Origin of the sequence: Streptomyces sp. NBC_01408 (genome assembly GCF_026340255.1) — a bacterium.
GTDB lineage: Bacteria > Actinomycetota > Actinomycetes > Streptomycetales > Streptomycetaceae > Streptomyces.
Genome location: NZ_JAPEPJ010000002.1, coordinates 934523 through 958604, shown reverse-complemented (window position 1 = coordinate 958604; position 24082 = coordinate 934523). Strand labels below are relative to the sequence as shown.

22 protein-coding genes, 1 tRNA gene and 1 riboswitch are annotated in these 24082 nt (G+C 73.6%); of the genes, 18 read left to right on the top strand and 5 right to left on the bottom strand.

The window, feature by feature from the left end:
- Positions 1-215 precede the first annotated feature (215 nt).
- A riboswitch (cyclic di-AMP (ydaO/yuaA leader) is annotated at positions 216-408 on the top strand.
- A gap of 4 nt (positions 409-412) precedes the next feature.
- The 15 genes from OG447_RS26445 to OG447_RS26375 all read left to right on the top strand — a co-directional run bounded on the left by OG447_RS26445 (position 413) and on the right by OG447_RS26375 (position 14663).
- Positions 413-1411 (top strand): LysM peptidoglycan-binding domain-containing M23 family metallopeptidase, encoded by a 999-nt coding sequence (locus OG447_RS26445; protein ID WP_266939822.1) that lies wholly within the window; start codon positions 413-415, stop codon positions 1409-1411.
- A gap of 164 nt (positions 1412-1575) precedes the next feature.
- Positions 1576-2361, top strand: a complete 786-nt coding sequence (locus OG447_RS26440; RefSeq protein ID WP_266939821.1) for an SGNH/GDSL hydrolase family protein — start codon at positions 1576-1578, stop codon at positions 2359-2361.
- 194 nt (positions 2362-2555) lie between these two features.
- Positions 2556-3761 carry an MBL fold metallo-hydrolase gene (locus OG447_RS26435; RefSeq protein WP_266939820.1) on the top strand — a complete coding sequence of 402 codons (1206 nt, stop codon included), beginning with the start codon at positions 2556-2558 and terminating at the stop codon, positions 3759-3761.
- A 413-nt stretch (positions 3762-4174) separates the two neighbouring features.
- A complete protein-coding gene (locus tag OG447_RS26430) occupies positions 4175-6286 on the top strand; it encodes an ATP-binding protein (RefSeq protein ID WP_266939819.1) in 2112 nt (703 codons plus the stop codon).
- A 35-nt stretch (positions 6287-6321) separates the two neighbouring features.
- Entirely contained in the window at positions 6322-6756 is a 435-nt protein-coding gene (locus tag OG447_RS26425) for a roadblock/LC7 domain-containing protein (RefSeq protein ID WP_266940154.1), read from the top strand.
- A 125-nt stretch (positions 6757-6881) separates the two neighbouring features.
- Positions 6882-7220, top strand: a complete 339-nt coding sequence (locus tag OG447_RS26420) for a DUF742 domain-containing protein (protein ID WP_266939818.1) — start codon at positions 6882-6884, stop codon at positions 7218-7220.
- Entirely contained in the window at positions 7198-7887 is a 690-nt protein-coding gene (locus OG447_RS26415) for an ATP/GTP-binding protein (RefSeq protein WP_266939817.1), read from the top strand. The genes OG447_RS26420 and OG447_RS26415 overlap by 23 nt, the downstream gene beginning before the upstream one ends.
- Positions 7884-8429, top strand: coding sequence for a GAF domain-containing protein (locus OG447_RS26410; protein WP_266939816.1), 546 nt, complete (start codon positions 7884-7886; stop codon positions 8427-8429). The genes OG447_RS26415 and OG447_RS26410 overlap by 4 nt, the downstream gene beginning before the upstream one ends.
- Positions 8430-8512: 83 nt before the next feature.
- Complete coding sequence (locus OG447_RS26405) at positions 8513-8875, top strand: MmcQ/YjbR family DNA-binding protein (RefSeq protein ID WP_266939815.1); 363 nt, start codon at positions 8513-8515, stop codon at positions 8873-8875.
- Positions 8876-9017: 142 nt separating this feature from the next.
- A tRNA-Pro gene (locus tag OG447_RS26400) sits at positions 9018-9091 on the top strand.
- 194 nt (positions 9092-9285) lie between these two features.
- The gene (locus OG447_RS26395) at positions 9286-9723 is read left to right on the top strand and encodes a hypothetical protein (RefSeq protein ID WP_266939814.1); all 438 of its coding nucleotides are present in this window, start codon (positions 9286-9288) and stop codon (positions 9721-9723) included.
- A 142-nt stretch (positions 9724-9865) separates the two neighbouring features.
- Complete coding sequence (gene sigK, locus OG447_RS26390; RefSeq protein WP_266939813.1) at positions 9866-10540, top strand: ECF RNA polymerase sigma factor SigK; 675 nt, start codon at positions 9866-9868, stop codon at positions 10538-10540.
- The gene (locus OG447_RS26385; RefSeq protein WP_266939812.1) at positions 10537-11295 is read left to right on the top strand and encodes an anti-sigma factor; all 759 of its coding nucleotides are present in this window, start codon (positions 10537-10539) and stop codon (positions 11293-11295) included. The genes sigK and OG447_RS26385 overlap by 4 nt, the downstream gene beginning before the upstream one ends.
- A 110-nt stretch (positions 11296-11405) precedes the next feature.
- Positions 11406-12731 (top strand): cytochrome P450, encoded by a 1326-nt coding sequence (locus OG447_RS26380; protein ID WP_266939810.1) that lies wholly within the window; start codon positions 11406-11408, stop codon positions 12729-12731.
- 105 nt (positions 12732-12836) lie between these two features.
- Positions 12837-14663 carry an ABC transporter ATP-binding protein gene (locus OG447_RS26375; RefSeq protein WP_266939809.1) on the top strand — a complete coding sequence of 609 codons (1827 nt, stop codon included), beginning with the start codon at positions 12837-12839 and terminating at the stop codon, positions 14661-14663.
- Positions 14664-14721: 58 nt separating this feature from the next.
- On the opposite strand, the gene OG447_RS26370 is transcribed toward OG447_RS26375, so the two are convergent.
- Together OG447_RS26370 and OG447_RS26365 are read right to left on the bottom strand one after the other, a co-directional pair.
- The gene (locus OG447_RS26370; protein ID WP_266939808.1) at positions 14722-15339 is read right to left on the bottom strand and encodes a TetR/AcrR family transcriptional regulator; all 618 of its coding nucleotides are present in this window, start codon (positions 15337-15339) and stop codon (positions 14722-14724) included.
- Positions 15336-16445 (bottom strand): saccharopine dehydrogenase, encoded by a 1110-nt coding sequence (locus OG447_RS26365; RefSeq protein WP_266939807.1) that lies wholly within the window; start codon positions 16443-16445, stop codon positions 15336-15338. The genes OG447_RS26370 and OG447_RS26365 overlap by 4 nt, the downstream gene beginning before the upstream one ends.
- Positions 16446-16558: 113 nt before the next feature.
- Here OG447_RS26365 and OG447_RS26360 point away from each other — a divergent pair, with 113 nt between their 5' ends.
- Both OG447_RS26360 and OG447_RS26355 read left to right on the top strand, forming a co-directional pair.
- Positions 16559-16687 carry a hypothetical protein gene (locus OG447_RS26360; RefSeq protein WP_266939806.1) on the top strand — a complete coding sequence of 43 codons (129 nt, stop codon included), beginning with the start codon at positions 16559-16561 and terminating at the stop codon, positions 16685-16687.
- A gap of 41 nt (positions 16688-16728) precedes the next feature.
- Complete coding sequence (locus tag OG447_RS26355) at positions 16729-17883, top strand: MAB_1171c family putative transporter (protein ID WP_266939805.1); 1155 nt, start codon at positions 16729-16731, stop codon at positions 17881-17883.
- A gap of 94 nt (positions 17884-17977) precedes the next feature.
- Here OG447_RS26355 and OG447_RS26350 read toward each other — a convergent pair whose 3' ends face one another.
- From OG447_RS26350 to OG447_RS26340, 3 genes are all read right to left on the bottom strand, one after another.
- The gene (locus tag OG447_RS26350; RefSeq protein ID WP_266939804.1) at positions 17978-20731 is read right to left on the bottom strand and encodes a hypothetical protein; all 2754 of its coding nucleotides are present in this window, start codon (positions 20729-20731) and stop codon (positions 17978-17980) included.
- Complete coding sequence (locus tag OG447_RS26345) at positions 20728-22407, bottom strand: hypothetical protein (RefSeq protein ID WP_266939803.1); 1680 nt, start codon at positions 22405-22407, stop codon at positions 20728-20730. The genes OG447_RS26350 and OG447_RS26345 overlap by 4 nt, the downstream gene beginning before the upstream one ends.
- A gap of 69 nt (positions 22408-22476) precedes the next feature.
- On the bottom strand, positions 22477-23100 hold the full coding sequence (locus OG447_RS26340) for a LysE/ArgO family amino acid transporter (protein WP_266939802.1): 624 nt from the start codon (positions 23098-23100) through the stop codon (positions 22477-22479).
- Positions 23101-23169: 69 nt separating this feature from the next.
- Between OG447_RS26340 and OG447_RS26335 the strand changes: the two genes are divergently transcribed.
- Complete coding sequence (locus OG447_RS26335) at positions 23170-24066, top strand: LysR family transcriptional regulator ArgP (RefSeq protein ID WP_266939801.1); 897 nt, start codon at positions 23170-23172, stop codon at positions 24064-24066.
- Positions 24067-24082: the final 16 nt, after the last annotated feature.

Here is a 24082-nt window from a genome sequence, read left to right as displayed (position 1 = left end):
AGATCATACGGTGACCGTGAGTGTCTGATCGCGAATGCCGAATTGCCCGGCAGGGGCGGTTGTTGACGGTGGGGAATGGACACAGGGTGACCGGAATTTCGTCGCTCCCTCATCCCTGTGAATCCGTCAGGAAATTCACGGCTTGTTCCGTACCGCCCGACTCGATTAGCTTCGCCCTCGATCCGGGTGGACCGCCGAATCCTGCCGCCGCCCGGGAACCGCACCCGACTATTCACGCGCGCGGCAGGAGCGGGGGAACCAGGTAAGCCGCTGTTCCGGATCTTTGAACCGGGACGGCTCGGGGTGAAGCCGTACATATGTGGCCCGTGTTCCGCGGGTCCCGGGTGTACGGCCGGACATCTCCAGTCCGAACCCGACAGCTCACCTCGCAGGCGACGGAGAGGAATCCGCCATGCCCGCAAAGGGTAAGCACCGCCGTCCCAAGTCCGGTTCCATATCGCGAGGTTTCGCCGCCGCCGGCACCGGGGGCGCCGCCCTCGCACTGCCGCTGATGGGTGCCACGGGCGCCCAGGCCGCCGGTGCGCCGACCGCCGCGACCGCCGCCACCCCCGTGGTGCAGGCCGTGCAGAGCGCCCCGCAGGCGGCTCCGCAGGCCGTGCAGCTCCCGGCAGCGCCGCAGGCCGCGCCGACCGTCTACACGGTGGTGCCGGGCGACTACCTCTCCAAGATCGCCGCCGAGCGCGACCTGACCGGTGGCTGGGAGCGGCTCTACGCCGACAACCGCGAGGCCGTCGGCACCAACCCGTCGCTGATCCACCCGGGCCTGAAGCTGACGCTCGGCGCCAAGGGCGAGGCCGCCCCGGCCGAGGCCCCGGCCCGGCCCGCCCCCAAGGCGGCCCCGGCTCCGGAGAAGGCGGCCCCGAAGGCCTCCGGTTCCGGTGCCTCGGCTCCCTCGGCTCCCTCGGCCAAGAAGGGCTCCGCCGACTCCGCCGCCCCGGCCAAGCAGAAGTCCGGCTCCTCCGCCGCCGAGAAGGCCCCCACGGGCGCCGGCTTCGTGGCCCCCGTCAGCGGCGGCGTCTCCACCCAGTACAAGGTCGCCGGCAGCATGTGGTCCTCCGGCTACCACACGGGCGTCGACTTCATCGCGAGCTCCGGCACCACCGTCAAGGCCGTCGGCGCGGGCACCGTGGTCTCCGCCGGCTGGAGCGGCTCGTACGGCAACGAGGTCGTCATCCGGCACGCGGACGGCAACTACTCCCAGTACGCCCACCTGTCCTCGCTCTCCGTCTCGTCCGGCCAGAGCGTCACCGCCGGACAGCGGATCGGCCTCTCCGGTTCCACCGGCAACTCGACCGGCCCGCACCTGCACTTCGAGATCCGCACGAGCCCGTCCTACGGCTCGGACATGGACCCGATCGCCTACCTCCGTTCGAAGGGCGCGAGCCTCTGACGGCAGCCGCCGTCGGAGCGGGTGACACATGTGAGGCCGGGGCCCGAGGGGGGTCCTGGCCTCACGTGTACTTATTCCTTATCCCCGGCGTGGTAGAGATCACGGTCCGTCAACCCCTCATTACGTTGGCGTAGGTTGGTTGCGGGAGTGAAGGATGGTGTCCCGTGGCAGCGACGACGACGAAACTCAAGACCATCGGCTCGTACGCGGCGATCGGGGACAGCTTCACCGAGGGTGTCGGGGACCCGGGACCCGGGGATTCCTATCTCGGCTGGGCGGACCGGCTCGCCGTGCTCCTGGCCGATCGGCGCGACGAGCACGACTTCCGGTACGCGAACCTGGCCGTGCGCGGCCGGCTCCTCGACCAGATCGTGGCCGAGCAGGTGCCGCGGGCCAAGGCCCTCGCACCCGACCTGGTGACCTTCTGCGCCGGGGGCAACGACATCATCCGGCCCGGCAGCGACCCCGACGACGTGGCGGAGCGGTTCGAGGCGGCCGTGGCCGACCTCACCGGGTCCGTCGGCCAGGTGATGATCACCACCGGCTTCGACACCCGGGGCGTGCCGGTCCTCAAGCACATCCGGGGCAAGGTGGCGACGTACAGCGCGCACGTGCGCGCCATCGCCGACCGCTACGACTGCCCGGTGCTCGACCTCTGGTCGCTGAAGTCCGTGCAGGACCGGCGGGCCTGGGACGGCGACCGGCTGCACCTGTCGCCCGAGGGGCACACCCGGGTGGCGCTGCGCGCCGCGCAGGTGCTCGGCCTGGAGGTGCCGACCGACCCCGACCAGCCGTGGCCGCCGCAGCAGCCGCGCGGATCGGTGGACGTGACCCGGGACAACATCCAGTGGGCGCGTGAGCACCTGGTGCCGTGGATCGGCCGCCGGCTGCGCGGGGAGTCCTCCGGGGACCACGTGGAGGCCAAGCGGCCGGACCTGATGCCGCTGTAGGCGCGGGCGAGGGGAGCCGCCCGGCGGGAGGGGTGCCGAGCGGTCGCGACACGGGTGTACGCCTGAAAACTCGTGTGCACGGCCGAAACGCGTGTGGACGGGGGCCGGAAGCGGAATCCTTGGGGGCGGGTGTGCGTTGGGATGGTCGTAGACCCCTACGGCCCCGCACACCCCCCATCCTCCCAGGAGGCGCCTTGACCGGCTCCCGTCCCTTGCGTCCACGGCTGCGCGCCCTGCGGCCCGAAGCCTTCGGCGCGGACCCGTCCGGCGCCCGGCTGGAGCGGATCCACCGCTCGCCCAACTTCGCCGACGGCGTCTTCCAGAATCCGGTCGGGGCCCGGACCAGGCCCTCCGGGTCGATGAAAGAGTTCGCCAAGATCTACTTCCACAAGGAACAGCGGCTCCGCAGGAGCCCGGGAGCCCCGATCCCGGTGCACCCGACCACCCTCGCCGATCTGGCGAAGCCGCCGGTCAGCGGGTTGCGGCTGACCTGGATGGGGCACTCCAGCGTGCTCGCGGAGATCGACGGGCGGCGGGTGCTCTTCGACCCGGTGTGGGGTGAGCGGTGCTCACCCTTCCCTTTCGCCGGCCCCAAGCGGCTGCACCCCGTGCCGGTGCCCCTGGCCTCGCTGGGGAAGGTCGACATGGTGGTCATCTCCCACGACCACTACGACCACCTGGACCTGCCGACGATCAAGGACCTGGCCGGTACGGACACCGTCTTCGCCGTCCCGCTCGGCGTCGGCGCGCACCTGGAGCGCTGGGGGGTCCCGGCCGACCGGCTGCGCGAGCTCGACTGGAACGAGAGCACCAAGATCGCGGGACTCTCCCTCACGGCGACCCCCGCCCGGCACTTCTGCGGACGCGGCCTGCGCAACCAGCAGCACACCCTGTGGGCCTCCTGGGTGGTGGCAGGTGACGAGCACCGGATCTACCACAGCGGGGACACCGGCTACTTCCCCGGCTTCAAGGAGATCGGCGCCGAGCACGGGCCCTTCGACGCCACGATGATCCAGATCGGGGCCTACTCGGAGTACTGGCCCGACATCCACATGACCCCCGAGGAGGGCATGCGGGCCCACCTCGACCTCCAGGGCGGCACCCCGCACGGCACGATGCTGCCCATCCACTGGGGCACCTTCAACCTGGCCCCCCACTCGTGGGACGAGCCGGGCGAGGGCACGCTGGCCGCCGCCGAGGGAGCCGGGGCGGCGGTCGCCCTCCCGATCCCGGGCCAGCCCTTCGAGCCCGGCGGCGCAGGCATCCCGGCCGTGCCGTGGTGGCGCCCGTTCGTGGCCGCAGGCGCGCCCGAGCCCGCGCTCGCGGCGTCCCCCCGCCCGGCACCCGCCGGCCGGCCCGCGTCCGCGACCCGCGAGGAACCCGAGGCGGTCGGCTCGTAGGTCCCGTCGTCGACGTCGCGTCCGGCCCCTTGATCCTCAGGATCAGGGGGCCGGACGCGTCACCGGCCGGCGTCGGTCCCGTCGGGGAGTCCGACGGCCGTGAGCAGGTCCGAGTACCAGCCTGCCGCGAGCGCCGCTTCCGCCTGGTGGGCGGCTGCGGCGAGCCCGGGCTTCCAACCGCGCGACCCCTGACGCCACGTGCGCCCGGCCTCCGCGGGGGGCGTGCGGAGCCGCGCCGCGACCCCGGGGAATCGGGCTGTCGTACGAGCGCTCCACCGGGAGCGGTAAGCACCCCGGCGAACTTCCCCAACTGGCCGTCCCGGGCGGGAGCATGCGGTCTAGCGTGGGTATCCGGTGATCAACACCGGCCCCGGGAACTGCTGGAGGCCGGGCCCCACGTACCGAGGACGCCGATGTCCGGACTCCGCGCCGCCCGCCACTCCCCGTCGAGACACGCCGTCACCGGTCCGGGCCGGCAGATACGCCCCCAACTGCTCCGCGCCGCCCTGCTGCCCGCGCTCGCCGCCGGGCTCAGCGGCGCCGCCGCGGTGATCTTCACCCTGCAGCTCGGCGGGGGAGCCGGAGAGCGCGATGCCCGGCTGTGGCCGGTGCTCACCGGCTGCGCCCTGCTCGTCGCCGGGGCCCTCGCCGCCGCCCTGCTCGGCGCGCAGCGCTCCGCCAAGGCCGTCCAGGACCGGTGCGAGGCGCTGCGCCGGTCCAGCGTGCGCGGCCGCCAGGAACTGCGGACCGCCGCCGAACGGCTCGAACGGGGCGAGGTCCCGCCCCGCCCGGTGCGCGGCGGGCCGACCTCGCCGCCGGTCGGTACCGACCCGGCCGGGGTGGACGAGTTCTGGCTGCTTTCGCAGGAGCTGCGCGGCGCCCGCGAGCAGGCGCACGCGACCCTCGTACGGCTGGCCGGACCGGTCACCCCGTCCGACAGCGAACGGAAGGTCGAGGTCTTCGTCAACCTCGCGCGGCGCCTGCAATCCCTGGTGCACCGCGAGATCTCGCTGCTGGACGAACTGGAAGACACGGTCGAGGATCCGGACCTGCTCAAGGAGCTCTTCCACGTCGACCACCTCGCCACCCGGATCCGCCGCCACGCGGAGAACCTCGCCGTGCTCGGCGGCGCGGCCTCCCGCCGCCAGTGGACCCGGCCCATCGACCTGAGCGAGGTGCTCCGCTCCTCGGTCGCGGAGGTCGAGCAGTACACCCGCGTCAAGGTGGTGCCCCCGTCGGGCGGCAGCGTCCGCGGCCACGCCGTCGCCGACGTGGTGCACCTGCTGGCCGAACTGGTCGAGAACGCCACGGTGTTCTCCGCCCCCGACACCGACGTGGTGCTGCGCGCCGAACGGGTCACCGCCGGGATCGCCGTCGAGGTCGAGGACCGGGGGCTGGGCATGCCGGCCGAGGAGCAGCACCGGATGAACGCCCTGCTCGGCGACCCCGACCAGATCAGCGTCCGGCACCTGCTGGCGGACGGCCGCATCGGCCTGTTCGTGGTCTCGGCGCTGGCCCGCAGGCACGGGATCGCCGTCGAGCTCAAGTCCAACATCTACGGCGGAGTGCTCGCCGTGCTGGTGCTGCCGCAGGAGCTGCTGGGTGCGGAGGCGCCGGGCGCCGACGCCGCCGCGGGGGGCTCCCGCGCCACTTCCTGGGGGACCGGGGAGGGGACGGGGGTGCCGCCCCTGGAGCCCGTACGGGTCGCGCTGCCGCGGCAGGAGCCCCCGGGCGCCGGGCCGGCCGTACCGCTCTGGTCCTGCGACGCACAGGCTCCGGAGCCCCCGCCCGCCGCTGTGCCCGAGCCCGCTCCCGAGCCCGTTTTCGCGCCCGGTCCCGCTCCCGCCCCCGTTTTTGCCCCCGGTCGGTCCGCGGCCGCGGACCGGTCCGTCCCCGCCCACGGTCCCTTCGCGGCCGCCGGCCCGGCCGGGCCCGGGGAGGCAGCCGGGGTCCGCACCCCGGCCCCGGCCCCGGCTCCGGTCCGGGCCCCGGCTCCGGCTCCGGTCCGGGCTCCGGCGCCGACCCCGGCGCCGACTCCGGTCCCGGCCTCGGCCCCGGCGCCGGTCCCGGTCCAGAGCCCGGCGACAGCGCCGGCCCCGCACCCGGCGCCGGGTGACCTCGGTCCCGGCTCCGGTCCGGATCCCCGCCTGGAGATCTGGTCGCAGGCCCGTCCCGGGACCCTGCCCGGGCCCCGGCCCGCGCCCCGCCCCGAGCCTTCGGCCGTGGCCGCCCCGGCGCCCGTGCCGGAGCCCGAGGCCCTGCCAGGGCCCCGGCTCGCGATCTGGGCGGAGCCCCGGCCCGGGACCCGTCCCGAGGCGCAGCCCGGCACCCCGGCCGGCACCCCGGCCGAGAACCGGCGGCCGCCGCTGCCGCGCCGCCGGGCCCAGGAGCACCTCGCGCCGCAGCTGCGCGAGGCACCCGCCCCGCGGCGGACCGACGGCACCGAACAACCCCTGCACGACCCCGGCCTGATGGCCGCCTTCCAACGGGGCTTCGGCCGCGCGCAGTCGGAGTACCGGGCATGACCCCCACCCCCCACCCCAGCAAGGAGCGCACCCCCATGGGCGGCGAAGTGGCGACGAAGACAGGCAGTCGGCTCTCGGACCTCGACTGGCTGCTGAGCGGCCTGGTGCAGCGCGTGCCGTACACGCGCAGCGCCGTACTGCTGACGGCGGACGGGCTGGTGACCTGTGTGCACGGCCTGGACGCCGACAGCGCCGACCACATGGCGGCCCTGGCCTCCGGGCTGTACTCGCTGGGGCGCAGCGCCGGATCCCGCTTCGCCGACGGCGCCGAGGTCCGGCAGGTGGTGGTCGAGCTCGACTCCGCGCTCATCTTCGTCTCGGCGGCCGGTTCCGGGACCTGCCTGGCGGTCCTCGCCGACCGCGAGGCCGATGCCGGGGTGCTCGGCTACGAGATGGCGATGCTGGTCAAGAGCGTACGTCCGTACCTTGCGGCCCCGCCGCGGCGGCCCGTCGCCGACCCGGAGCGATGAGGGCCCACGCGAGGGGGGCCTACGCGAAGGGGTACCCGTACGGGACGGGGACGGGGACCAGCACGGGGACAGGGGCGGGGAACGGACGTGACACACCGTGGCTCGACGACTCGGCGGGCCGGGTCATGCGCCCGTACACGGCCAGCGGCGGGCGGACCCGGCCGGGCGTCGCGCTCGACCTGCTCTCGCTGGTGACCGCGACCGGCGTACGGCCGCGCGGTCCGCTCGGCGCGGAGCACACCCTCGCCCTGCGGCTCTGCGCGGGCTCGGCGGCTGTCACGGTCGCCGAAGTGGCCGGGCAGCTGCGGCTCCCGGCGGTGGTGGTGAAGGTGCTGCTGTCCGACCTGATGGAACACGGGGCCGTCATGGCGCAGTCGCCCCGGTACCCGGGCGGCGGGTCCTTCGCCGCCGATGACCAGAACCTGCTCAGGGCGGTGCTCGATGGCCTACGCAAACGACTGTGACGCGGCGGTGCCCGCGACCTCGGGCCCGGCGACCTCGGCCCCCGCGACCTCGGCCCCCGCGACGCTGAAGATCCTGGTCGCGGGCGGGTTCGGCGCGGGCAAGACCACTTTCGTGGGCGCGGTCAGCGAGATCGAGCCGCTGAGCACGGAGGAGCTGCTGAGCGGACTCAGCGAGGCCGCGGACCCGTTGGAGGGGGTCGAAGAGAAGTCCACGACGACCGTGGCGCTGGACTTCGGCCGGATCACGCTGGACGAACGGCACGTGCTCTACCTCTTCGGCACGCCCGGGCAGCAGCGCTTCTGGTTCCTGTGGGAGGAGCTGTGCGTGGGGGCCCTCGGGGCGGTGGTGATCGCCGACACCCGCCGGCTCGCCGACTGCTTCCCCGCCGTGGACTTCTTCGAACGGCGCGGGATCGGCTTCATCGTCGCCGTCAACGAGTTCGACGACGGTCACCGCTACGAGCCCGAGGAGGTGCGCGAGGCGGTGGGACTCGGGCCGGAGGTGCCGGTCGTACGGTGCGACGCGCGCCTGACGAGCTCCGGGACCGGGGCGCTGGCCGCCCTCGTCCGCCATCTCCTGTGCATGTCCACCGTCCGCTCATCGTCCGCATCGCCTGCAATGCCTTTATCACCTGCATCGTCTTCGGAGTCGGGGGAACCGTCATGACGTACTACGAATCGACCGGACACCTGCTGCTCACGCCGGTGGACCGGGAAGCGCCCGCACGGGTCGTGCGGCTGCGTCAACTGGGCCTGGGGGAGCGGACGGACGCGGAGCTGGACGCATTCGCCCGGCGTGTCTGCGAGGCACTGGACGTCCCGTACGCGGGGGTCAACTTCATCGGCGAGGAACGGCAGTTCTTCGCGGGCCTGCACCATGCCGCGCAGGCCCCGCCGAGCGGATATCCGGCGCGGGTCCTGGCCCGGGACCACGGCTACTGCCCGCACGTGGTGGTGCGGCGGCGGGCGCTGGTGCTGGAGGACGTACGGGACTTCGCGCGCTTCGCGGGCAACGCGGTGGTCGACGAGAGCGGGGTGCGGTCCTACGCGGGCGCCCCGCTGACGGACCGGCAGGGGGTCGTGCTCGGCACGGTGTGCGCGGTGGACGTGGTGCCGAGGCGGTGGGGTACGGAGGGGCTGGCCACGGTCAAGGCGCTGGCGGCGGACCTGGTGGCGCTGCTGCACGAGCGGGAGGACCGGCGGGCCTGAGGGCGGCGGCCGGGCGGTGGCCGGTGGCGGGGTCTACGGTCGTCGGAGAAGCATTCACCGGAGGCCGGAGAGGAGCCGCGGGGATGGCCACGACCGCGCAGGACGTCCGTACGATCGCGCTGTCGCTCCCGGACAGCAGCGAGAAGCTCGCCTGGGGCATGCCGACCTTCCGGGTGAGCGGGAAGATCTTCGCCGCGCTGGCCGACGACGACACCTCGATCGGGGTCAAGTGTCCCAAGGAGGACCGGGCCGAGCTGATCGCGGCGGAGCCGGAGAAGTTCTTCATGCGCGCGGGCCACGACGACAACTACGCCTGGCTCCGGGTCCGGCTGGCGGCGGTGCAGGACGAGGAGGAACTGCGCTCGATCCTCACGGACGCCTGGCTCCAGGCGGCCCCGAAGCGGCTGGCCGCGGCCCATCCGGAGCTGGGCGGCGGCACGGACTGAGGTGGCAGGGACCGAGGCGGTGCGGACCGGCCGGGAAGCGGGCCCGTCCAGCGCGGGACGAAACGTGCGCGCGACCACCCCGGGAAGTGCGGTATTGTTCTCCTGCGCGTTCAACTAGGGGAAACCCCAGGTCAACGGGCATCGGGACGTGGCGCAGCTTGGTAGCGCACTTGACTGGGGGTCAAGGGGTCGCAGGTTCAAATCCTGTCGTCCCGACTCGTGAGAGTCGTAGATCGAGGGGCCGTTTCAGAGCAATCTGAAACGGCCCCTCGATCGTTTTCGGGGCCGGTGGGGGACCGGGTTCGGAAAGAAATGCGTGAAAAATCCCATCCATCCCGGTCTCGGGATCGAATCCCTTGTGTCACATCGTTCACAGCCCTCGCAGGTTCGAGGGCGAGGAGGTGGGATTCATGTCCGCTCCCTACCGAGTCAGGCGCCTGGCGGTCGCCGTCACCGCGGCCGGAGCGCTCGCGGGCGGCGCGGCCCTCGGCGGTGCCGCTCAGGCCGTCGCCGCCCCCGCCCCCCAGACGGCCGTCACGGCATCCGTCACCCAGGACCACGGCAAGAAGTGCGTCTGGAAGAAGGGCCACTGGGACAAGCGGTGGGTCAAGGGCCACTGGGAGAAGAAGTGGGTCCGGGACTGGCACCGTGACTGGGACCGGGACCGGGACCGTGACTGGAAGGACAACCGCGACGGCAACCGTGACGGTGACCGCGACCGGAACAGCGGATGGAGCGACTCCTCCCGCAGCCACAAGGGCCACTGGAAGTGGGTGTACGTCCCCGGCCACTGGGACAAGCAGTGGGTCAAGGGCCACTGGGACTGCTCCTACAAGCACCGCTGGTAGGACGTGCTCCGCAGGCCGGGACGGAAGGCGGCGGGGGCCCCGCAGTCGTGGGATCCCGCCGCCTTCCCCGTTCTCCGCATGCGCCGGACCCGTATCAGTGGTGGGATCGGGATCAGGTGCACCCGAGGACACGGGACGTCTGATGGAGGACAGGGCAGACAGCGCGGACGCCGACGAGGCGCATCCGGCGCACGCCACGAGCGCCGCGGAGGGCATGGACACCGCAGGCGCCGCGGGCGTCGCGGACGTCGCGGACGGCCCCGGGGCGGAGAGCGGCGCACTGGACGCGCTGCTCCTCCGGGTCGCCACGGGCGACCAGGAGGCGTTCGCCCCGATCTACGACGCACTGTCCGCCCCCGTCATGGGCCTGGCCTGCCGGATCCTGCGGGACGCGGCCCAGGCCGCGGAGGTGACCCAGGACGTGATGGTCGAGGTCTGGCGTACCGCCGACCGCTTCCGGCCGGAACTCGGCACCGCGCGCGCCTGGGTGCTGCTGCTGGCGCACCGCCGCGCCGTGGACCGCGTCCGTGCCGCCCGGGCCCGTACGGAGCGCGAGGAGAAGGCGGCCCTGCTGGACCGTACCCCGCCGTACGACGAGGTGGCCGACACCGTGGAGGGCCGCGACGAGCACGCCCGCGTGCGCCGCTGCCTGGGCGCGCTGAGCCGGGACCAGCGGGAGGCCGTCCGGCTGGCCTTCTACGAGGGGATGACCTACCGCGAGACGGCGCGCACCCTGGAATCACCCGAGGGAACCGTCAAATCACGGCTGCGCGACGGGCTGCAACGGCTGCGCGATTGTCTGGAGGCGTCCCGATGACCATCGCTCCCGACCCGCACGCCGCGCTCGCCGCGTACGTCCTGCACGCCCTCACGCCCGAGGAGGACGAGGCCTTCGCCCGGCACCTCGCGGTCTGCACCCGCTGCCGCCGCGAGGCCGCCTCCCTCCGCGCGGCCGCCGCCGAGCTGGCCGAGGTGGCTCCCGTGGCGCCCCCGCCCGGGCTGCGCCGCCGGGTCCTCGACCGGATCGCCGCCACCCCGCAGGACCCCCTCCCGGCCGCCGACGGGCCCCGGCGGCCGCACCCCGCGGCCCGTCCGGGCCGGGCCCTGCGCTGGGCCCTCGCCGCCTCCCTCGCCCTCGCCGCCGCGTTCGGCGGGATCGCGTACTTGCAGCACCGCGCGGCCGAGGAGGCGCGCGCCCGTCTCGCCGTAGCAGGCCAGGCCCCGGCCGCCCGGCTCGCGGAGGTCCTGGCCGCGCCCGACGCCCGGATCACCGCCACGGAGTTCCCCGACGGGGCCACCGGCTGCGTGATCATCTCCCGCAGCGAGAGCCGTGCCGCCTTCATCGCCTCCGGCCTGCCGAAACTCTCCGCGGACCAGGTGTACGCCCTCTGGTACGACGACATCGGCGGGCCCCGCCCCGCCGGCACCTTCCCGGGACGCGGCAACTGGCACATCGAGCTGCTCGACGGGCCCGTCGAGCGCGCCACGGCAGTCGGCGTCACCGTCGAACCCGTCGGCGGCTCGGCGCACCCGTCCACCGAGCCCATCGGCGTGATCGAAATCCCCGCCTGACCGCTCCCCCTCCGAAGGCGGCCTGTTGCCCAGCGTGCCCGCTCCCCTACAGTGCGTGATGCCCGCACCCGGTCCGTGACGGCGTACCGCCGTCGAACAGGAGCAGCCCCGTGGCCACCCATGCCCGCACCGGCTCCCTCCCGAGCCCGAGCCCGACCCCGGCCGGCCGCCGGGTCCCCGAGCTGGAACCCGCCCTCGTCGGGCAGTGGCAGGCCGGCGGAGGGGAGCTCATCGACCTCTTCGCCCAGGCTCGCGAACGGCTCGGCGGCGTCGCCGCGTTCCGGCTCGGCCCGCGCCCGACCGTCCTGGTCACCGCCCCGCAGGCCGTGCAGCACGTGCTCGCGCTCCACCCCGGCCGGTACGTGAAGCGCTCGCACCGCGCCCGGCCGCTGATCGGCGACGGGGTCCTGGCCGCGACGGGTGAGGCCTGGCAGCGGCAACGGCGCCTGCTGCAGTCCCAGTTCACCGGCCGGGGGATGCGCCGCTACGAGCAGCGGATCACCGAGGCCGCCCGGACCACCGCGGCGCGCTGGGCCTCGTACGCCCGCACCGGGCAGGTCCTCGACGTCGGCGACGAGATGCGCCGCTTTGCCCTCGACACCATCTGGCGGTCCCTGACCGGGCACCCCCTCGACCCCGGTACGGAGCGCGAACTGGCCGCCGTACCCGCCGTGGTGGCCGCACTGCCCAGCCTGCCCGCCGACGGCACCGCCGCCCAGGAGGCCGTCGCCGCGGAGCTGGCCGCGATCGACGCCGTGGCGGGCCACGCCATCGCCGCCGCCCGCGACGGGGAGGCAGGACCCGACGGCCCGGGCCTGCTGCACGTCCTGCTCCAGGCGGCCGGAACGCACCCCGAGTACACCGACCGGCTGATCCGCGACGAGCTGGTCACCCTGCTGGTCGCCGGGCACGAGACCACCGCCACCACCCTGACCTGGCTCTACCTCCTGTTGGACCGAAACCCCCGGGCGCGGGAGCAGGCCCTCGCCGCCGGCGCCGAGGGCTCACCCCAGCGGCGGCAGGCCGTCCAGGCACTCGTCCACGAAACGCTGCGCTTCTACCCGTCCGCCTGGATACTGCCGCGCTGCGCGGCGGAGGACGACGTCCTCGCCGGATACGAGGTCGAGGCCGGCACCGACGTGCTGGTCTGCCCCTACCTCACCCACCGGGACCCCGGGCTCTGGGAGGACCCCGGGCGGTTCGATCCGGCGCGCTTCACCACCCCCGGCCGACGCCCCACCCACCCGGGGAGCTACCTCCCGTTCGGCATCGGGCCCCGGGCCTGCCTGGGCCTCCAGTTCGCCCTGAAGGAGTCGACCGTCCTCCTGGAGCGCCTGCTGCCCGCCCACACCCCGCGCTTCCACTCCGTCCCGGCCAAGGCCGCGTACAGCATCACCGTCCGCCCCGACGGCCCGACACCGGCGACGCTGGACTGATCCGCGGGCCGGCCGGTTCCGGAGGGAGAAAACGCTTGGACCGCGTGGGCGCCCGTGCGGGACACTCCGTTTTCTGACCTGACGGTCCGACAAGGCAGGGTTGGGATGGGATCGCCCGAATCGCACGGAAGTTCAGCCCGTAGGGGCCCGGTGCTCCTCGCGCTCCGTTACTACGGAAGGGAGTTGGCCCGGTTCCGATGGCTGACGGTGCCCGCGATGCTGCTCCCGGCACTGGGCAACATCGGCATCAACTACATCGCGCCGCTGGTCGTCGCGAAGCTCGTCGGCCGGATCGCCGGGGACGGGGACACCGGTACCGGCATCGGCTGGACGATGCCCTATGTGCTCGGCTTCGCCGGGGTCCTGCTGCTCGCGGAGACGCTGTGGCGCATCGGACTGCACTGCCTGAACCGCCTCGACGCACGCGGCATCGAGCAGCTGTACGTCATCGGCATGGACGAGCTCTTCGCCAAGGACGCCGCCTTCTTCCACGACAACTTCGCGGGGTCGCTGACCAAGCGGGTCCTGAGCTTCGCCTCCCGCTTCGAGGAGTTCGTCGACACGCTGACGTTCTCGGTCATGGGCAGCTTCGTGCCCCTGCTGTTCGCATCCGTGGTCCTGTGGCAGTACGACCCGCTGCTCGTCGTCGGGCTGCTGACGATGATCACGTTCACGGGGCTGTGCGTGACGCCCCTGATCCGTCGCCGTCAGACGCTCGTGGCCCAGCGGGAGGAGGCGATCGCCAGGGTGTCGGGCCACGTCGCGGACAGTCTGATGAACATGGACACGGTCCGGTCGTTCGCCGCCGAGGCGCGTGAGGCCGCCGAGCACCGGTCCCGAGTCGCGGAGTCGCGGCGGCTCACGCTGCGTTCCTGGGACTACGGCAACCTGCGCATCGACACGCTCGTCGCGCCGATGTCCGTACTGACCAACGTGCTGGGCCTGCTGCTCGCCATCGCGCTCGGCGGGGGAGACCACGGCGTGGAGGCGGTCATCGTCGCCTTCACCTACTACGCCAACGCGACGCGGATCATGTTCGAGTTCAACCAGATCTACCGCCGCCTGGAGAGCTCGATGACGGAGGCCGCGCAGTTCACCGAACTGCTGCTGACACCGCCGACGGTGCTCGACCCGGCGTCCCCGGAGCCGCTGCTGTCCAAGGCCGCCGACGTGCACTTCGAACAGGTGACCTTCGCCCACGCGGGCGCGGCGCCGCTCTTCGAGCGCCTCGACCTCGCCGTGCCCAGCGGAACGAAGATCGGTCTCGTCGGCCGGTCCGGCGGCGGCAAGACCACGCTCAGCCGGCTGCTGCTGCGGATGACGGACATCGACGCCGGCCGGATCCTCATCGGAGGGCAGGACATCAGCAGGCTGTCCCAGGCCGACCTGCGCAGCCTGATCGCCTACGTGCCCCAGGACCCGGCGATGTTCCACCGCACGCTGCGCGACAACATCGCCTTCGCCCGGCCGGACGCCACCGACGCCGAGATCCGCCGCGCGGCCGAGGCGGCGCACGTCACGGAGTTCGCCGACGCGCTCCCGGAGGGCTTCGACACCATGGTGGGCGAACGCGGGGTGAAGCTGTCCGGCGGACAGCGCCAACGGGTCGCCCTCGCCAGGGCGATCCTGCGCGACGCGCCGATCCTGCTGCTCGACGAGGCGACCAGCGCCCTGGACTCCGAGAGCGAGATCCTCGTCCAGGACGCGCTGTGGAGCCTCATGGACGGGCGGACGGCGCTCGTGGTGGCACACCGCCTGAGCACGGTCGCGACCATGGACCAGCTCGTCGTCCTCGACCGCGGCCGCATCGTCGAGCAGGGCACGCACCAGGAGCTGCTCGCCGCGGACGGGGCCTACGCGAAGCTGTGGCAGCACCAGTCGGGCGGCTTCCTCGACGACACCCCCGCGCAGGCCCGGCTCCCGCGGCCGTGAGCTCGCCCGTGTCCGCGAAGTCCCGCCCCGGCGGCGGGACGACGCGGCTGGGGCGGGTTCAGGCTCCGAGCCCGTGGTGGGCGGCGGGGCCGGTCATGAGGGTGAGCGCCGTCCGGGTGATCAGGGCGTCCGTCGCGGGAGAGGGGTTGCCCGCGATGCCGGAACGCATCAGTGAACTGCCTTCGAGCAGGGCGATGAACACCTCGGCCCGTGCGCGGAGTTCCGGCTGCGCAAGACCGGGCAGGTGGCGGCGGATCTGCTCGGTGACCAGGTCCGCGTACTGGCGGTAGAAGGCCCGGACGGCCGTCGCGACCGCCTCGTCCCGCGCTGCCAGCGCCCACAGCTCGGCGAAGACCCGTACCAGCTCCGGGTTGTCCTGCTCGGCGAGGAGCAGGCCGATCAGCCGCTCCGGGGGGACCGGTTCCCCGGAGCCGTCCGGGGCCAGACCGGGGGCCACCTCGGTGAGGCGGTCCAGGGAGCGGCGCAGGAGGCGGTCGAGGACCGCTTCGAGGAGGCTGTCGCGGGTGGGGAAGTAGTACTGGAGGTGGCCGAGGCGCACCCCGGCCGCGTCGGCCACGGCGCGGACCGACAACGCGGCGTGGCCGCTGCCGACCAGCGTGGCCTCGGCGGCGTCCAGGAGCGCGGCTCGCCGGGCCGATCCCTTGGCGGTGCTCATGCGGCGGCCGGGGCCTGCGGGTCGGCGTGGGGGGCGCGGACGTCGATCCGTACGCCCGCCTCCGCCAGGGCCGGCAGGAGCGTGTGCGGCAGCGGGTGCGACTCGGGGAAGGCGAGACCGGGCCGGGCGGGCGCGCCGTCGGCGCCGAGGACGCGGCGCAGGCCCATCAGGGCCCCGACGGCCGTCAGACGGGCCTGGCCGTGCGGGTCGGTGACCGTGGCCCGCAGCACGCCGCGCGGTCCTTCGACCTCGACCCGCAGGGCGGCGGTGCCGCCCGTGCCCGGTGCGTGGAGCAGACGGTGCCGGACCGGGCGCCAGCGCTCGCCGCGGGCGTGGCGGAAGAAGCCGACGCGGCCCAGAGCGACCAGCGCGGAGGTGGAGGCCGTGCTGCTGAAGCCGATGCGGGTGGTCACGGTGCGCGCTCCGAGCGTCAGCGGCAGGGTGAACTGTTCGGGCGTGTCGATCCGGGCCACCTTGGTGCGGTGCTCCCCGATGGTCAGCGTCCGCGTGCTGGTGAGCGGGGTGACCGCCGTGGCCCTGCCCTCCTCACGCACCTCGAAGTCGATGCCCAGGCGGTCCATGAACTCCACCGAGTCCACCCCGGAGCGGTCGGCCAGGTCGTAGCGGATCGCGGTCTCCACCCGGTCGGCCCCGCCCAGCCGCTCGGCGAGCGCGGCGGCGACGAGCGGCACCACCCCGCCCATCCAGCCGGAGGAGAGCAGGACCGGCGCGGGCGTGCCGGGGCCGGCCGGGGCGAGCGAGGCCAGGGCCGCCGCGCGCTGCACGCGGGAGGTCCAGCGCGTCACGTCGACGTACGGGACGCCTCCGGCGAGCGCGGCCCGCAGGACGCGGTCGTCCGGATCGTTGACCACGCTCACCACGGCGCGCGCCGCGGCGCGGAAGGGGGCGGGGTCGCCGAGGTCCCAGCGGCGCGCCTCGGCGCCGAGTTCGCGGCACAGGTCGGCGGCCTTCTCCGGGGAGCGCCCCAGAAGCAGCAGCGGCCACTGCCCGGCCGTCGCCCGCGCGAGCTCCGCCCCCACCGTTCCGTACCCGCCGACGAGGAGAACCGGTCCGTCGGGGTCGTGCGCCAGCTGGTCGTTGTCCATACGAGGACTATAGGTCACCCGACCTAAAAATCTGGTGTCACGATTCGGGACGCTCGGGACGCGCTCGGGAGGCTGGGGTCGGGGGCGGGTTTTGCGCCGGGTACGGTTCGCGCATGGACGTTTCCACAACGAGTTCGACGGACGGCACTTCGCCGCTGTCCGCGCCGCTCGGGGGCACGGCGCGCCGGCTGCCGACCGAGAGCACCGGACTCGTCGTCCCCCTGGCCGGCAACGCCGGCTGAATCATTCGCCGCACCCGCGGCACCTGCAGGAAAGCCCCACCGTGAACACCATCAGAACCCTCTGCTTCGTCATCGCGGCGCTCTCGTCGTACGCCGCGCTCGTCTACCGGCTGTGCCAGGGACGCCGCAGCTGGAAGGACAGCTCCTACCGCACGCTGATCACGACCCTGGTGTTCCAGTGCCTCACCTTCACGATGGGTGCCGTCGCCATGCGGGGCGAGAGCTTCCTGGGCGTCGGCAACCTCGCCATCCTCCTCATGCACCTGGCGGCGGTCGCCTTCTGCGTGAGCGCGCAGGTCATCCTGCTGTGCTGGGCGGCCGACGGCGAGGAGGCGGCGCGCAAGACGCGTTTCTGGGTGGTCACCGGCATCACCCTCGACGTGGTCCTGACGGCCCTCTTCTTCCTCGCCGACGGGCCCCGTCGCTGTCCGTCGGACTTCGACGGCAGCGGCGAACCGCTGCTCCTCACCTACCTCCTGGCCTTCATCGCCTCCCAGGCGGTTCCCTGCGTCACCGTCTTCCGCCAGTGCGGTCCCTATGCCCGCATGACCGACAGCGCCTCGCTGCGGCAGGCCCTGCGCATGCTGTCCGTCGGGGCGATGATCCTGCTCCTCTACAGCCTGGTGCGGGTGGTCAACGTCCTCACCATCGCGGCCGGAACCGAGATCGGGACGTGGAAGGAGGCCGCCGCCTCCGTCCTCAACGCGCTGGGCATCATCGCCATCTCGCTGAGCTTCACCATGCCCTCCTGGGGCCCCGCGGCCGTCAGGCTGGTGGAGTGGACCCGTGCCTACCGGTCTTACCGGGCCCTCTACCCGCTCTGGCGGGACCTCTACGAGTCCTCCCCGGGCATCGCCCTGGAGCCGCCCGGGACCTCGGTCTCCGACCTCGACTACCGGCTCCACCGGCGCGTCGTCGAGATACGGGACGGCTGGCGGGACCTGCGCCCGTACATCGAGCGCACCACCGGCGGCGCCGGCGGACCCGTCCGGGAAATGACCGACGAGTACCGGCAGGCCTTCATCGAAGCGGCACAGATCAAACAGGCCCTGCACGCCAAACGAACCGGCACCATCCCCCGTGACAACAAGGACGACGGCGATTTCGACGACCGCGACACGGACAACTTCACGGCGGAAGTGGCCTGGCTTACCAAAGTGGGTGCTGCCTACAGTAAACTCCGTAGGGCGGGCTGAGAACTCCCGCCCGGTTTGCATCCCCCGTCAAACCGGGCGGGTTCCCCGCACCCTTCCAAGCCCCCTCCCGGCCACGCCTGCTCCTGGCCACGCCTCACGCCTGCGGGCCGTGGTGCGCCGTGTCGTCGGTGAACCAGGCGGCCAGGGAGGCCTCGTCGGCGTGGGCCGACTCGAGGTCGCCCTTCCGCAGGGGGAGTGCGGATTCGAGCGCGTCGTAGGTCGCCGTGCCGAAGCTCGGCAGGTACGCGATCGGTTCTCCCGTGAAGAGGGAGAGGCGCCACTTCCGCTCCCCGTCGTCGAACAGCGACACGCCGTCGATTCCGCTGTGCAGACGGGCGGCGAGCACCAGTTTCGGTATGCGCGGGTCGGTCAGCGGGTTGCTCACCCCCCGCACCGTCACCTTGACTCCGGTGCGGGTGGTCTCCAGCTCCAGCCCGGCCAGGCCGAGTTCCTCGGCCCGTCGCCGGCACCACAGCGGATCGTCGATGAAGTCCATGACCTCGAGCAGCCGGTCGTCGACATCGCCACGCCTGACGCGGGTTCCCGTCACCAGTGACAGGTAGCGGCCGGTCTGCTTGGTGGAGTTCAGCAGTCCGTGGTCCAGGGCGGCGCCGATCAGGGGCTGGAGGGCGATCTTCCGTTCGCGGCCGACGTGTCCCGGGCGTACCGCGAGCCAGCACAGCGCGGCGACCGCCTCCGGGAGGTCCAGCCAGTCGGACAGCCGGTGCCCCGCCTCGTCGCGGTCGGCCGGGTCGAGGCGGTCGAGCCAGCCCCGCCCGTCACCCGTACCGGCGAAGGAGCGCAGCAGCAGCTCCCAGACCTCGTCCAGGTCCTCGGTGGTGAGCTCGACGGAATCCGGGCGGCAGGAGGCTTCGAGCCGGAGCTCGGCCAGGGTCTGCGTGAGCGCGGCGAAGTTCACCACGGGTGCCAGCGGGTCGATCCAGGCCAGGCGCGCATCGGCCAGCGCGGTCGCCCAGCGGTGCAGCAGATTGCGGGCGCGGACCCTGATCCGCTGCTTCAGCGTCCAGCTGTGGGCGGTCCTCCCACCGGCCGGGTCCTCGCCCTCCGGCTCCGTCTCCAGGGCGCCGTTGCGCACGAGGAGCCGCTCCAGCAGTGAACCGGACGGCGGCACGGGCGCGCCCGACGGCTCGGCGGCGGCAGCCGGCGTACGCAGCCGGAGGGCGTCCAGGAGGAGGAGGAAGGGCTCGGGCCCGGTGAAGGAACGGCGGCCGAGCATCCGTTCGTACGTGCCCGCCCGCGGGTCGCGTCCCAGCTCCTCACGCTTCAGCCGGTCCCAGACGCTGTCGGCCCCGGTTCCCGTGGTGTGCCCGTCCCCGCCCGGCTCCCGGGTCTCCCCGGTTCCTCCCGGGCCGCCGGGCGCGAGCACGTCGTTCGCGTCGAAGATGAGCGTCTGGTTCAGCCGCAGCAGCCGGCGGCCGAGGAACGAGTCCCGCACCGCCTCGTCGAGTTCGGCGGGCGGGGCGGGGCCGGTGGAGGCCGTCGTAGCGGTGAGCGCCGCCTCCAGCCGTACGGGGTCGTCGGCGATGAGACGGTCGGACAGCGGCCGCCCGTCGTGGTCGACCACCTCCACCAGCCGGCCGGCCAGCGGCCCGGAGGTCAGGGCCGTGCCGTCGGGCAGCGCCGCCAGCGGCTGTCGTTCCGTGAGGTCGCTGAGCGCCCAGCCGTCGCCCCGGGGCGGCTCCGTACGGACGAGGACCCGCCCGTCGGACCGCACGGCGGCGCTCAGCAGCCGTACGGCCAGGGGCTCCGCGTCCGCCCCGCTGCTGAAGCGGAGGCTGGTCAGGGTGCCCAGGTCCTGCCGGGTCCGCTCGACCCCCGGTCCGGTGAAGACGGCGCCCAGCTGCTCGGGACCGGCGGGCGCGAGCACCGCGAGCTCGGTGTTGCCCTCGTCCGCCCGCCGCCACAGCGCGCCCGTCGACAGATTGGCGGAACCGGACAGCAGCCATCCCCGCCGCTCGCACTCGACGCCGATCAGCTTGGCGTGGACGAAGGCGTCGGGTCCGTAGGAGGAGACGAGGACTTGTGCCCCGCTCGCCGTGAGCCGCTCGGCGAGCCGTGCGCCGTTGACGCTCGTGGTGGGGGAGACGAAGACCTGCACCCGCTCGGGGCGCAATGCCTTGAGCAGCCGGCCCACCGCGGAGGCCTTCTCGTCGTAGAACGGGGCCGTCAGCCAGAGCGTCCTCACCTGCCCGCCGTCCCTGGCGACCACCTCGGTCAGCTGCCGCCCGATCGGCACGTCGAGGTTGTGCAGCAGCGGCGACGGCACCGTGGGCCCGCTCCCGCTCCCCTTCCCGCCGTCACCGGCCGAGGCCAGTGCTGCCTCCAGCCGCTGGAACCTTCCGGCGAGCACCGTGTCACCGGTCGCGTCCACCAGGCGGCGCATCCACGCCTGCCACCCCGCGATGGCGGCGTCGCCGACCGGGGTGCCCGAGCGGAAGGCCGTGAACACCTCGTTGCCCGTGTCCAGGCCGTGCAGTGTCAGGTTGCCCGAACCCACGAGAAGGGTGGCGCCGCGCCGGGCCAGGGCGAGGTACGACTTCGGGTGGAAGACCGCGTGCCCGGGCGCCCCGGGCCCGTGGACGCCGCGCAGCAGCCATCGGCTGTTGGCGGTGGCCACGGTGCCCGGCGTCCGGTCCGGGATCCGGGCCAGGTCGGCGGCCAGCCTCCGCCGGTCCGCGAGCACGGCCACGTTGAGCGGCGGGTCGCCGAGGCGGGGCAGCAGGAACTCGTTGACCAGCCCGAGGTCCAGGCTGTACGTGGTGGCCCACAGGGCCTGCACCTCGGCCGAGAACAGCTCCGCCACCGGCCGCACCAGCGGCTGCGTCATCCCAGCACCCTTTCGACGAATTGCCGGCCGCGGTCCGTCAGCTCCGCCGGGCGCGGGCCGCCGGACCCGTCCGGCCACCTCCACAGGCCGAGATCGCCGGTGAGGGAAGCCAGCACCTCAGCGCGGATCCCCGCCGGGGAGAGCCCGCCCGCGGGGAGGTCGTAGAAGCGCAGCAGCCCGTGCTCCCAGCGGAACCGGAAGGTGAACTCGGGCAGTTTCGAGTACGCGATCCGCTCGTGCACCTCGAGGACGAACCGCCGGAGCAGCCACCACACGGTCTCCCCGACCACCGGCTCCGGGGCGAGGTGGGCGCGGAGTTCCGCGGCGACCCGCGCGAGGGACGGCTGCCAGCGCGAGCCGACCGCGGACGCCTCGTCCCAGCCGGGACCCGCCCTGCCCTCCATGCGCCGCATCAGTTCGAGGACCAGCACGACCGCGGAGTCGGCCGTACGCAGGCTCCGGACGAGCTGCCGCAGCTTCTCCAGCGACGCGCCGGCGACGGCCACCTCGTGGCCGTGCTCGTCCGTCAGCCGCACGGTCTCGGCGGCCAGGGCGGCGACCAGCTCGGACGTACGGGAGGCCGCGTCGGCAGGCGGCCGCCGCGGCAGCAGCCCGTAGGCCACCTCTCGGGCTTCCTGCCAGGTCAGGGGCTTGCCCTGGCTGGAACCCGCGGCGCAGAAGCCGTCCCAGAGCGAGCAGAGCGCCTCCTGCCAGACGTCCTTGGCGGCCACGGCCGCCCACTGGCCGGCGACGACGGCGTGGCGCCGACCGCGCGTCGCGGGCTCCCACAGGGCCTGCCGGAAGGCATCGACCGAGGCGACGACCTCCGGGTCGGCCTCGATCAGGCTGAGGAAGTGGGCCACGCTCAGGCTGCGCTGACGGGCCGTCGGGCTGTCGGTGTCCGCGGCTCCCGCGCCGAGCATCACCGCGTGCAGGGCTTCCCGTTCGTCCCCGTGCCGGTGCTCGTCGAGCCGGCACAGGCACGCCGCCTCCGCGAACTCCTCCAGTACGTGCGCCTCCAGGGGGAAGTCGCCCTCCCACATCCGCCCGCGGTGGTACGCGGTGTCGCGGACCGCCGTCCGGAAGGTGTCCGCGAGGCGCTGGGCCGGCTCGGCCGGGCTCAGCACGTCCAGGGGAAGGGGGATCCCGCCGAGGGGTGTCCCCTCCCTGACGACGACACCGAAGTCCATGAGCGGGGCGCGGTAGTTCAGCCCGTAGCCGCCCTGCGGGCTCTTGACCGACAGGCCCCGCGGGAAGGGGCCGGTGCCGCCCCGCACCAGCGGATCGAGCCGCCTTGCCCCGATCGGGGAGGACCCGCACCCGCGGGGGCAGTGGAGCACGGCCAGGCCGTAGTCCCACTCCCACCGCCGGATGTACTGGTGCAGCGCGTGCGGGCTCTCGGGTTGACGGTCCTGGGCGTAGGTGGAGAGCAGGAACGCGTAGAACGAGAGGTACCGGGCGCGGCGCGACAGTTGGAGGATGCCGGGCAGCAGCTCGGGCATGAGCCGGTCCTGGGTCGTGGTCTGCAGGCCCAGCGAGTCGTGACCGCCGCGGTGCTTGAGGACGGGCGAGATCCAGCCCGGCAACGGCACGACCGCGCCGTCGGCCTCCGCGGCCCGACTCCCGTCGTCCCCGGCCACCCCGTCCGCTCCCACGATTCCGGCCCCCCTGCCCATGACGCAATCCTATGAGGCGAATTGGCTCCTGGGCCCGGTTCGGGTGGATTCGGCTGAGGGCCCCGCAGGTCAGGCCCGGGCCAGCAGCAGGCCGCCCATCGTGACCATGGTGGCTGCCACCAGGCCGTCCAGGACCCGCCAGGCGGAGGGGCGGGCGAGGAGGCCGCTGAGCAGGCGGGCTCCGTAGCCCAGGCCGGCGAACCAGGTCAGGCTGGCCAGGCCGGCCCCGGTGCCGAAGGCCCAGCGCAGGTCGCCGCGGTCGGCGGCGAGGGAACCGAGGAGCAGGACGGTGTCCAGGTAGACGTGCGGGTTGAGCCAGGTCATGGCCAGCGCGGTCAGCACCGCCCGGCGGCCCGAACCGGCGGCGGCCCCCTGCGTGGTGAGGGCGGCGCCGGGGGTGGGCCGCACGACGCGGCGGGCCGCGAGGACGCCGTAGCAGATCAGGAATCCGCCCCCGGCGAGGCCGACGACGGTGAGGGCGGCCGGCCAGGCGGTGACGAAGGCGCCGACGCCGGCGACGCCGAGGGCGATGAGGAGGGCGTCGGAGACGGCGCAGATGGCGACGACGGCGAGGACCGCGTGGCGGCGGGCGCCCTGGCGCAGGACGAAGGCGTTCTGCGCGCCGATGGCGACGATGAGGGAGAGCCCGGTGCCGAAACCGGCGAGGGCCGCGGTGATGATGCCGTGTGTCATGACACCGACGCTAAGCAGCCAGATCCTTTCAGTACAGCTAAAGATTTTTACGTACCATTAGCGCTTGTGATGGATGAGCTTCCCCTGGACCAGGTGCGGACCTTGCTGGCCGTGGTCGACGAGGGCACCTTCGATGCGGCGGCCGCCGCCCTGCACGTGACACCGTCCGCCGTCAGCCAGCGGGTCAAGGCCCTGGAGCAGCGGACCGGGCGGGTGCTGCTGATGCGGACGAAGCCGGTGCGGGCCACGGAGTCCGGGCAGGTGGTGATCCGGTTCGCCCGGCAGCTGGCCCGGCTGGAGCGCGACGCCCGCGCCGAGCTGGGGATGGCCGACGGGGTGGGGCCGGTGCGGCTGCCGATCGCGGTGAACGCGGATTCCCTCGCCACCTGGTTCCTGCCGGCGCTGACCCGCGTTCCGCAGGATCCGCCGGTCTGCTTCGAGCTGCACCGCGAGGACGAGTCGCACACGACGGTGCTGCTGCGGGAGGGCCAGGTGATGGCGGCGGTGACCTCCTCGCCGGACCCGGTGGCGGGGTGCACCGTACGGCGGCTGGGGCTGGCGCGGTACCTGCCGGTGGCGGGCCCGGCCTTCGCGGCCCGGCATCTGACGGGAGCGCTGGAGCGGGACCTGCGGGAGGCGCCGACGATCGTGTTCGACCGGAAGGACGAACTCCAGGACGCGTTCGTACGGGAGCTGGCGGGGGAGCCGGACGTCGGCGCGGGCCCGGTGCGGCACTACATGCCGACCTCGGAGGGTTTCCGCGACGCGGTGGTCGCCGGGCTGGGGTGGGGGCTGGTGCCGGAAGCGCAGGCGAGCCCGCTGGTACGGGAGGGGCGGCTGGTCCTGCTGGCGCCGCGCAGGCCGATGGACGTACCGCTGTACTGGCAGCAGTGGAAGCTGGACTCGCCCGTCCTGTCCGCGGTGGCGGACGTGATCGCGGAGGCGGCGGCGGAGGCGCTGCGCTGAGGCCCGACGCGCGCGA

What these genes read in the sequence shown, in the direction of transcription:
- OG447_RS26445 (WP_266939822.1), top strand. Translation starts at nt 413, where the DNA reads ATGCCCGCAAAGGGTAAGCACCGCCGTCCCAAGTCCGGTTCCATATCG.
- OG447_RS26430 (WP_266939819.1), top strand. Translation starts at nt 4,175, where the DNA reads ATGTCCGGACTCCGCGCCGCCCGCCACTCCCCGTCGAGACACGCCGTC.
- OG447_RS26425 (WP_266940154.1), top strand. Translation starts at nt 6,322, where the DNA reads ATGGGCGGCGAAGTGGCGACGAAGACAGGCAGTCGGCTCTCGGACCTC.
- OG447_RS26420 (WP_266939818.1), top strand. Translation starts at nt 6,882, where the DNA reads ATGCGCCCGTACACGGCCAGCGGCGGGCGGACCCGGCCGGGCGTCGCG.
- OG447_RS26415 (WP_266939817.1), top strand. Translation starts at nt 7,198, where the DNA reads ATGGCCTACGCAAACGACTGTGACGCGGCGGTGCCCGCGACCTCGGGC.
- OG447_RS26410 (WP_266939816.1), top strand. Translation starts at nt 7,884, where the DNA reads ATGACGTACTACGAATCGACCGGACACCTGCTGCTCACGCCGGTGGAC.
- OG447_RS26405 (WP_266939815.1), top strand. Translation starts at nt 8,513, where the DNA reads ATGGCCACGACCGCGCAGGACGTCCGTACGATCGCGCTGTCGCTCCCG.
- OG447_RS26395 (WP_266939814.1), top strand. Translation starts at nt 9,286, where the DNA reads ATGTCCGCTCCCTACCGAGTCAGGCGCCTGGCGGTCGCCGTCACCGCG.
- sigK (WP_266939813.1), top strand. Translation starts at nt 9,866, where the DNA reads ATGGAGGACAGGGCAGACAGCGCGGACGCCGACGAGGCGCATCCGGCG.
- OG447_RS26385 (WP_266939812.1), top strand. Translation starts at nt 10,537, where the DNA reads ATGACCATCGCTCCCGACCCGCACGCCGCGCTCGCCGCGTACGTCCTG.
- OG447_RS26375 (WP_266939809.1), top strand. Translation starts at nt 12,837, where the DNA reads ATGGGATCGCCCGAATCGCACGGAAGTTCAGCCCGTAGGGGCCCGGTG.
- OG447_RS26370 (WP_266939808.1), bottom strand. Translation starts at nt 15,339, where the DNA reads ATGAGCACCGCCAAGGGATCGGCCCGGCGAGCCGCGCTCCTGGACGCC.
- OG447_RS26365 (WP_266939807.1), bottom strand. Translation starts at nt 16,445, where the DNA reads ATGGACAACGACCAGCTGGCGCACGACCCCGACGGACCGGTTCTCCTC.
- OG447_RS26360 (WP_266939806.1), top strand. Translation starts at nt 16,559, where the DNA reads ATGGACGTTTCCACAACGAGTTCGACGGACGGCACTTCGCCGCTGTCC.
- OG447_RS26350 (WP_266939804.1), bottom strand. Translation starts at nt 20,731, where the DNA reads ATGACGCAGCCGCTGGTGCGGCCGGTGGCGGAGCTGTTCTCGGCCGAG.
- OG447_RS26345 (WP_266939803.1), bottom strand. Translation starts at nt 22,407, where the DNA reads ATGGGCAGGGGGGCCGGAATCGTGGGAGCGGACGGGGTGGCCGGGGAC.
- OG447_RS26340 (WP_266939802.1), bottom strand. Translation starts at nt 23,100, where the DNA reads ATGACACACGGCATCATCACCGCGGCCCTCGCCGGTTTCGGCACCGGG.
- OG447_RS26335 (WP_266939801.1), top strand. Translation starts at nt 23,170, where the DNA reads ATGGATGAGCTTCCCCTGGACCAGGTGCGGACCTTGCTGGCCGTGGTC.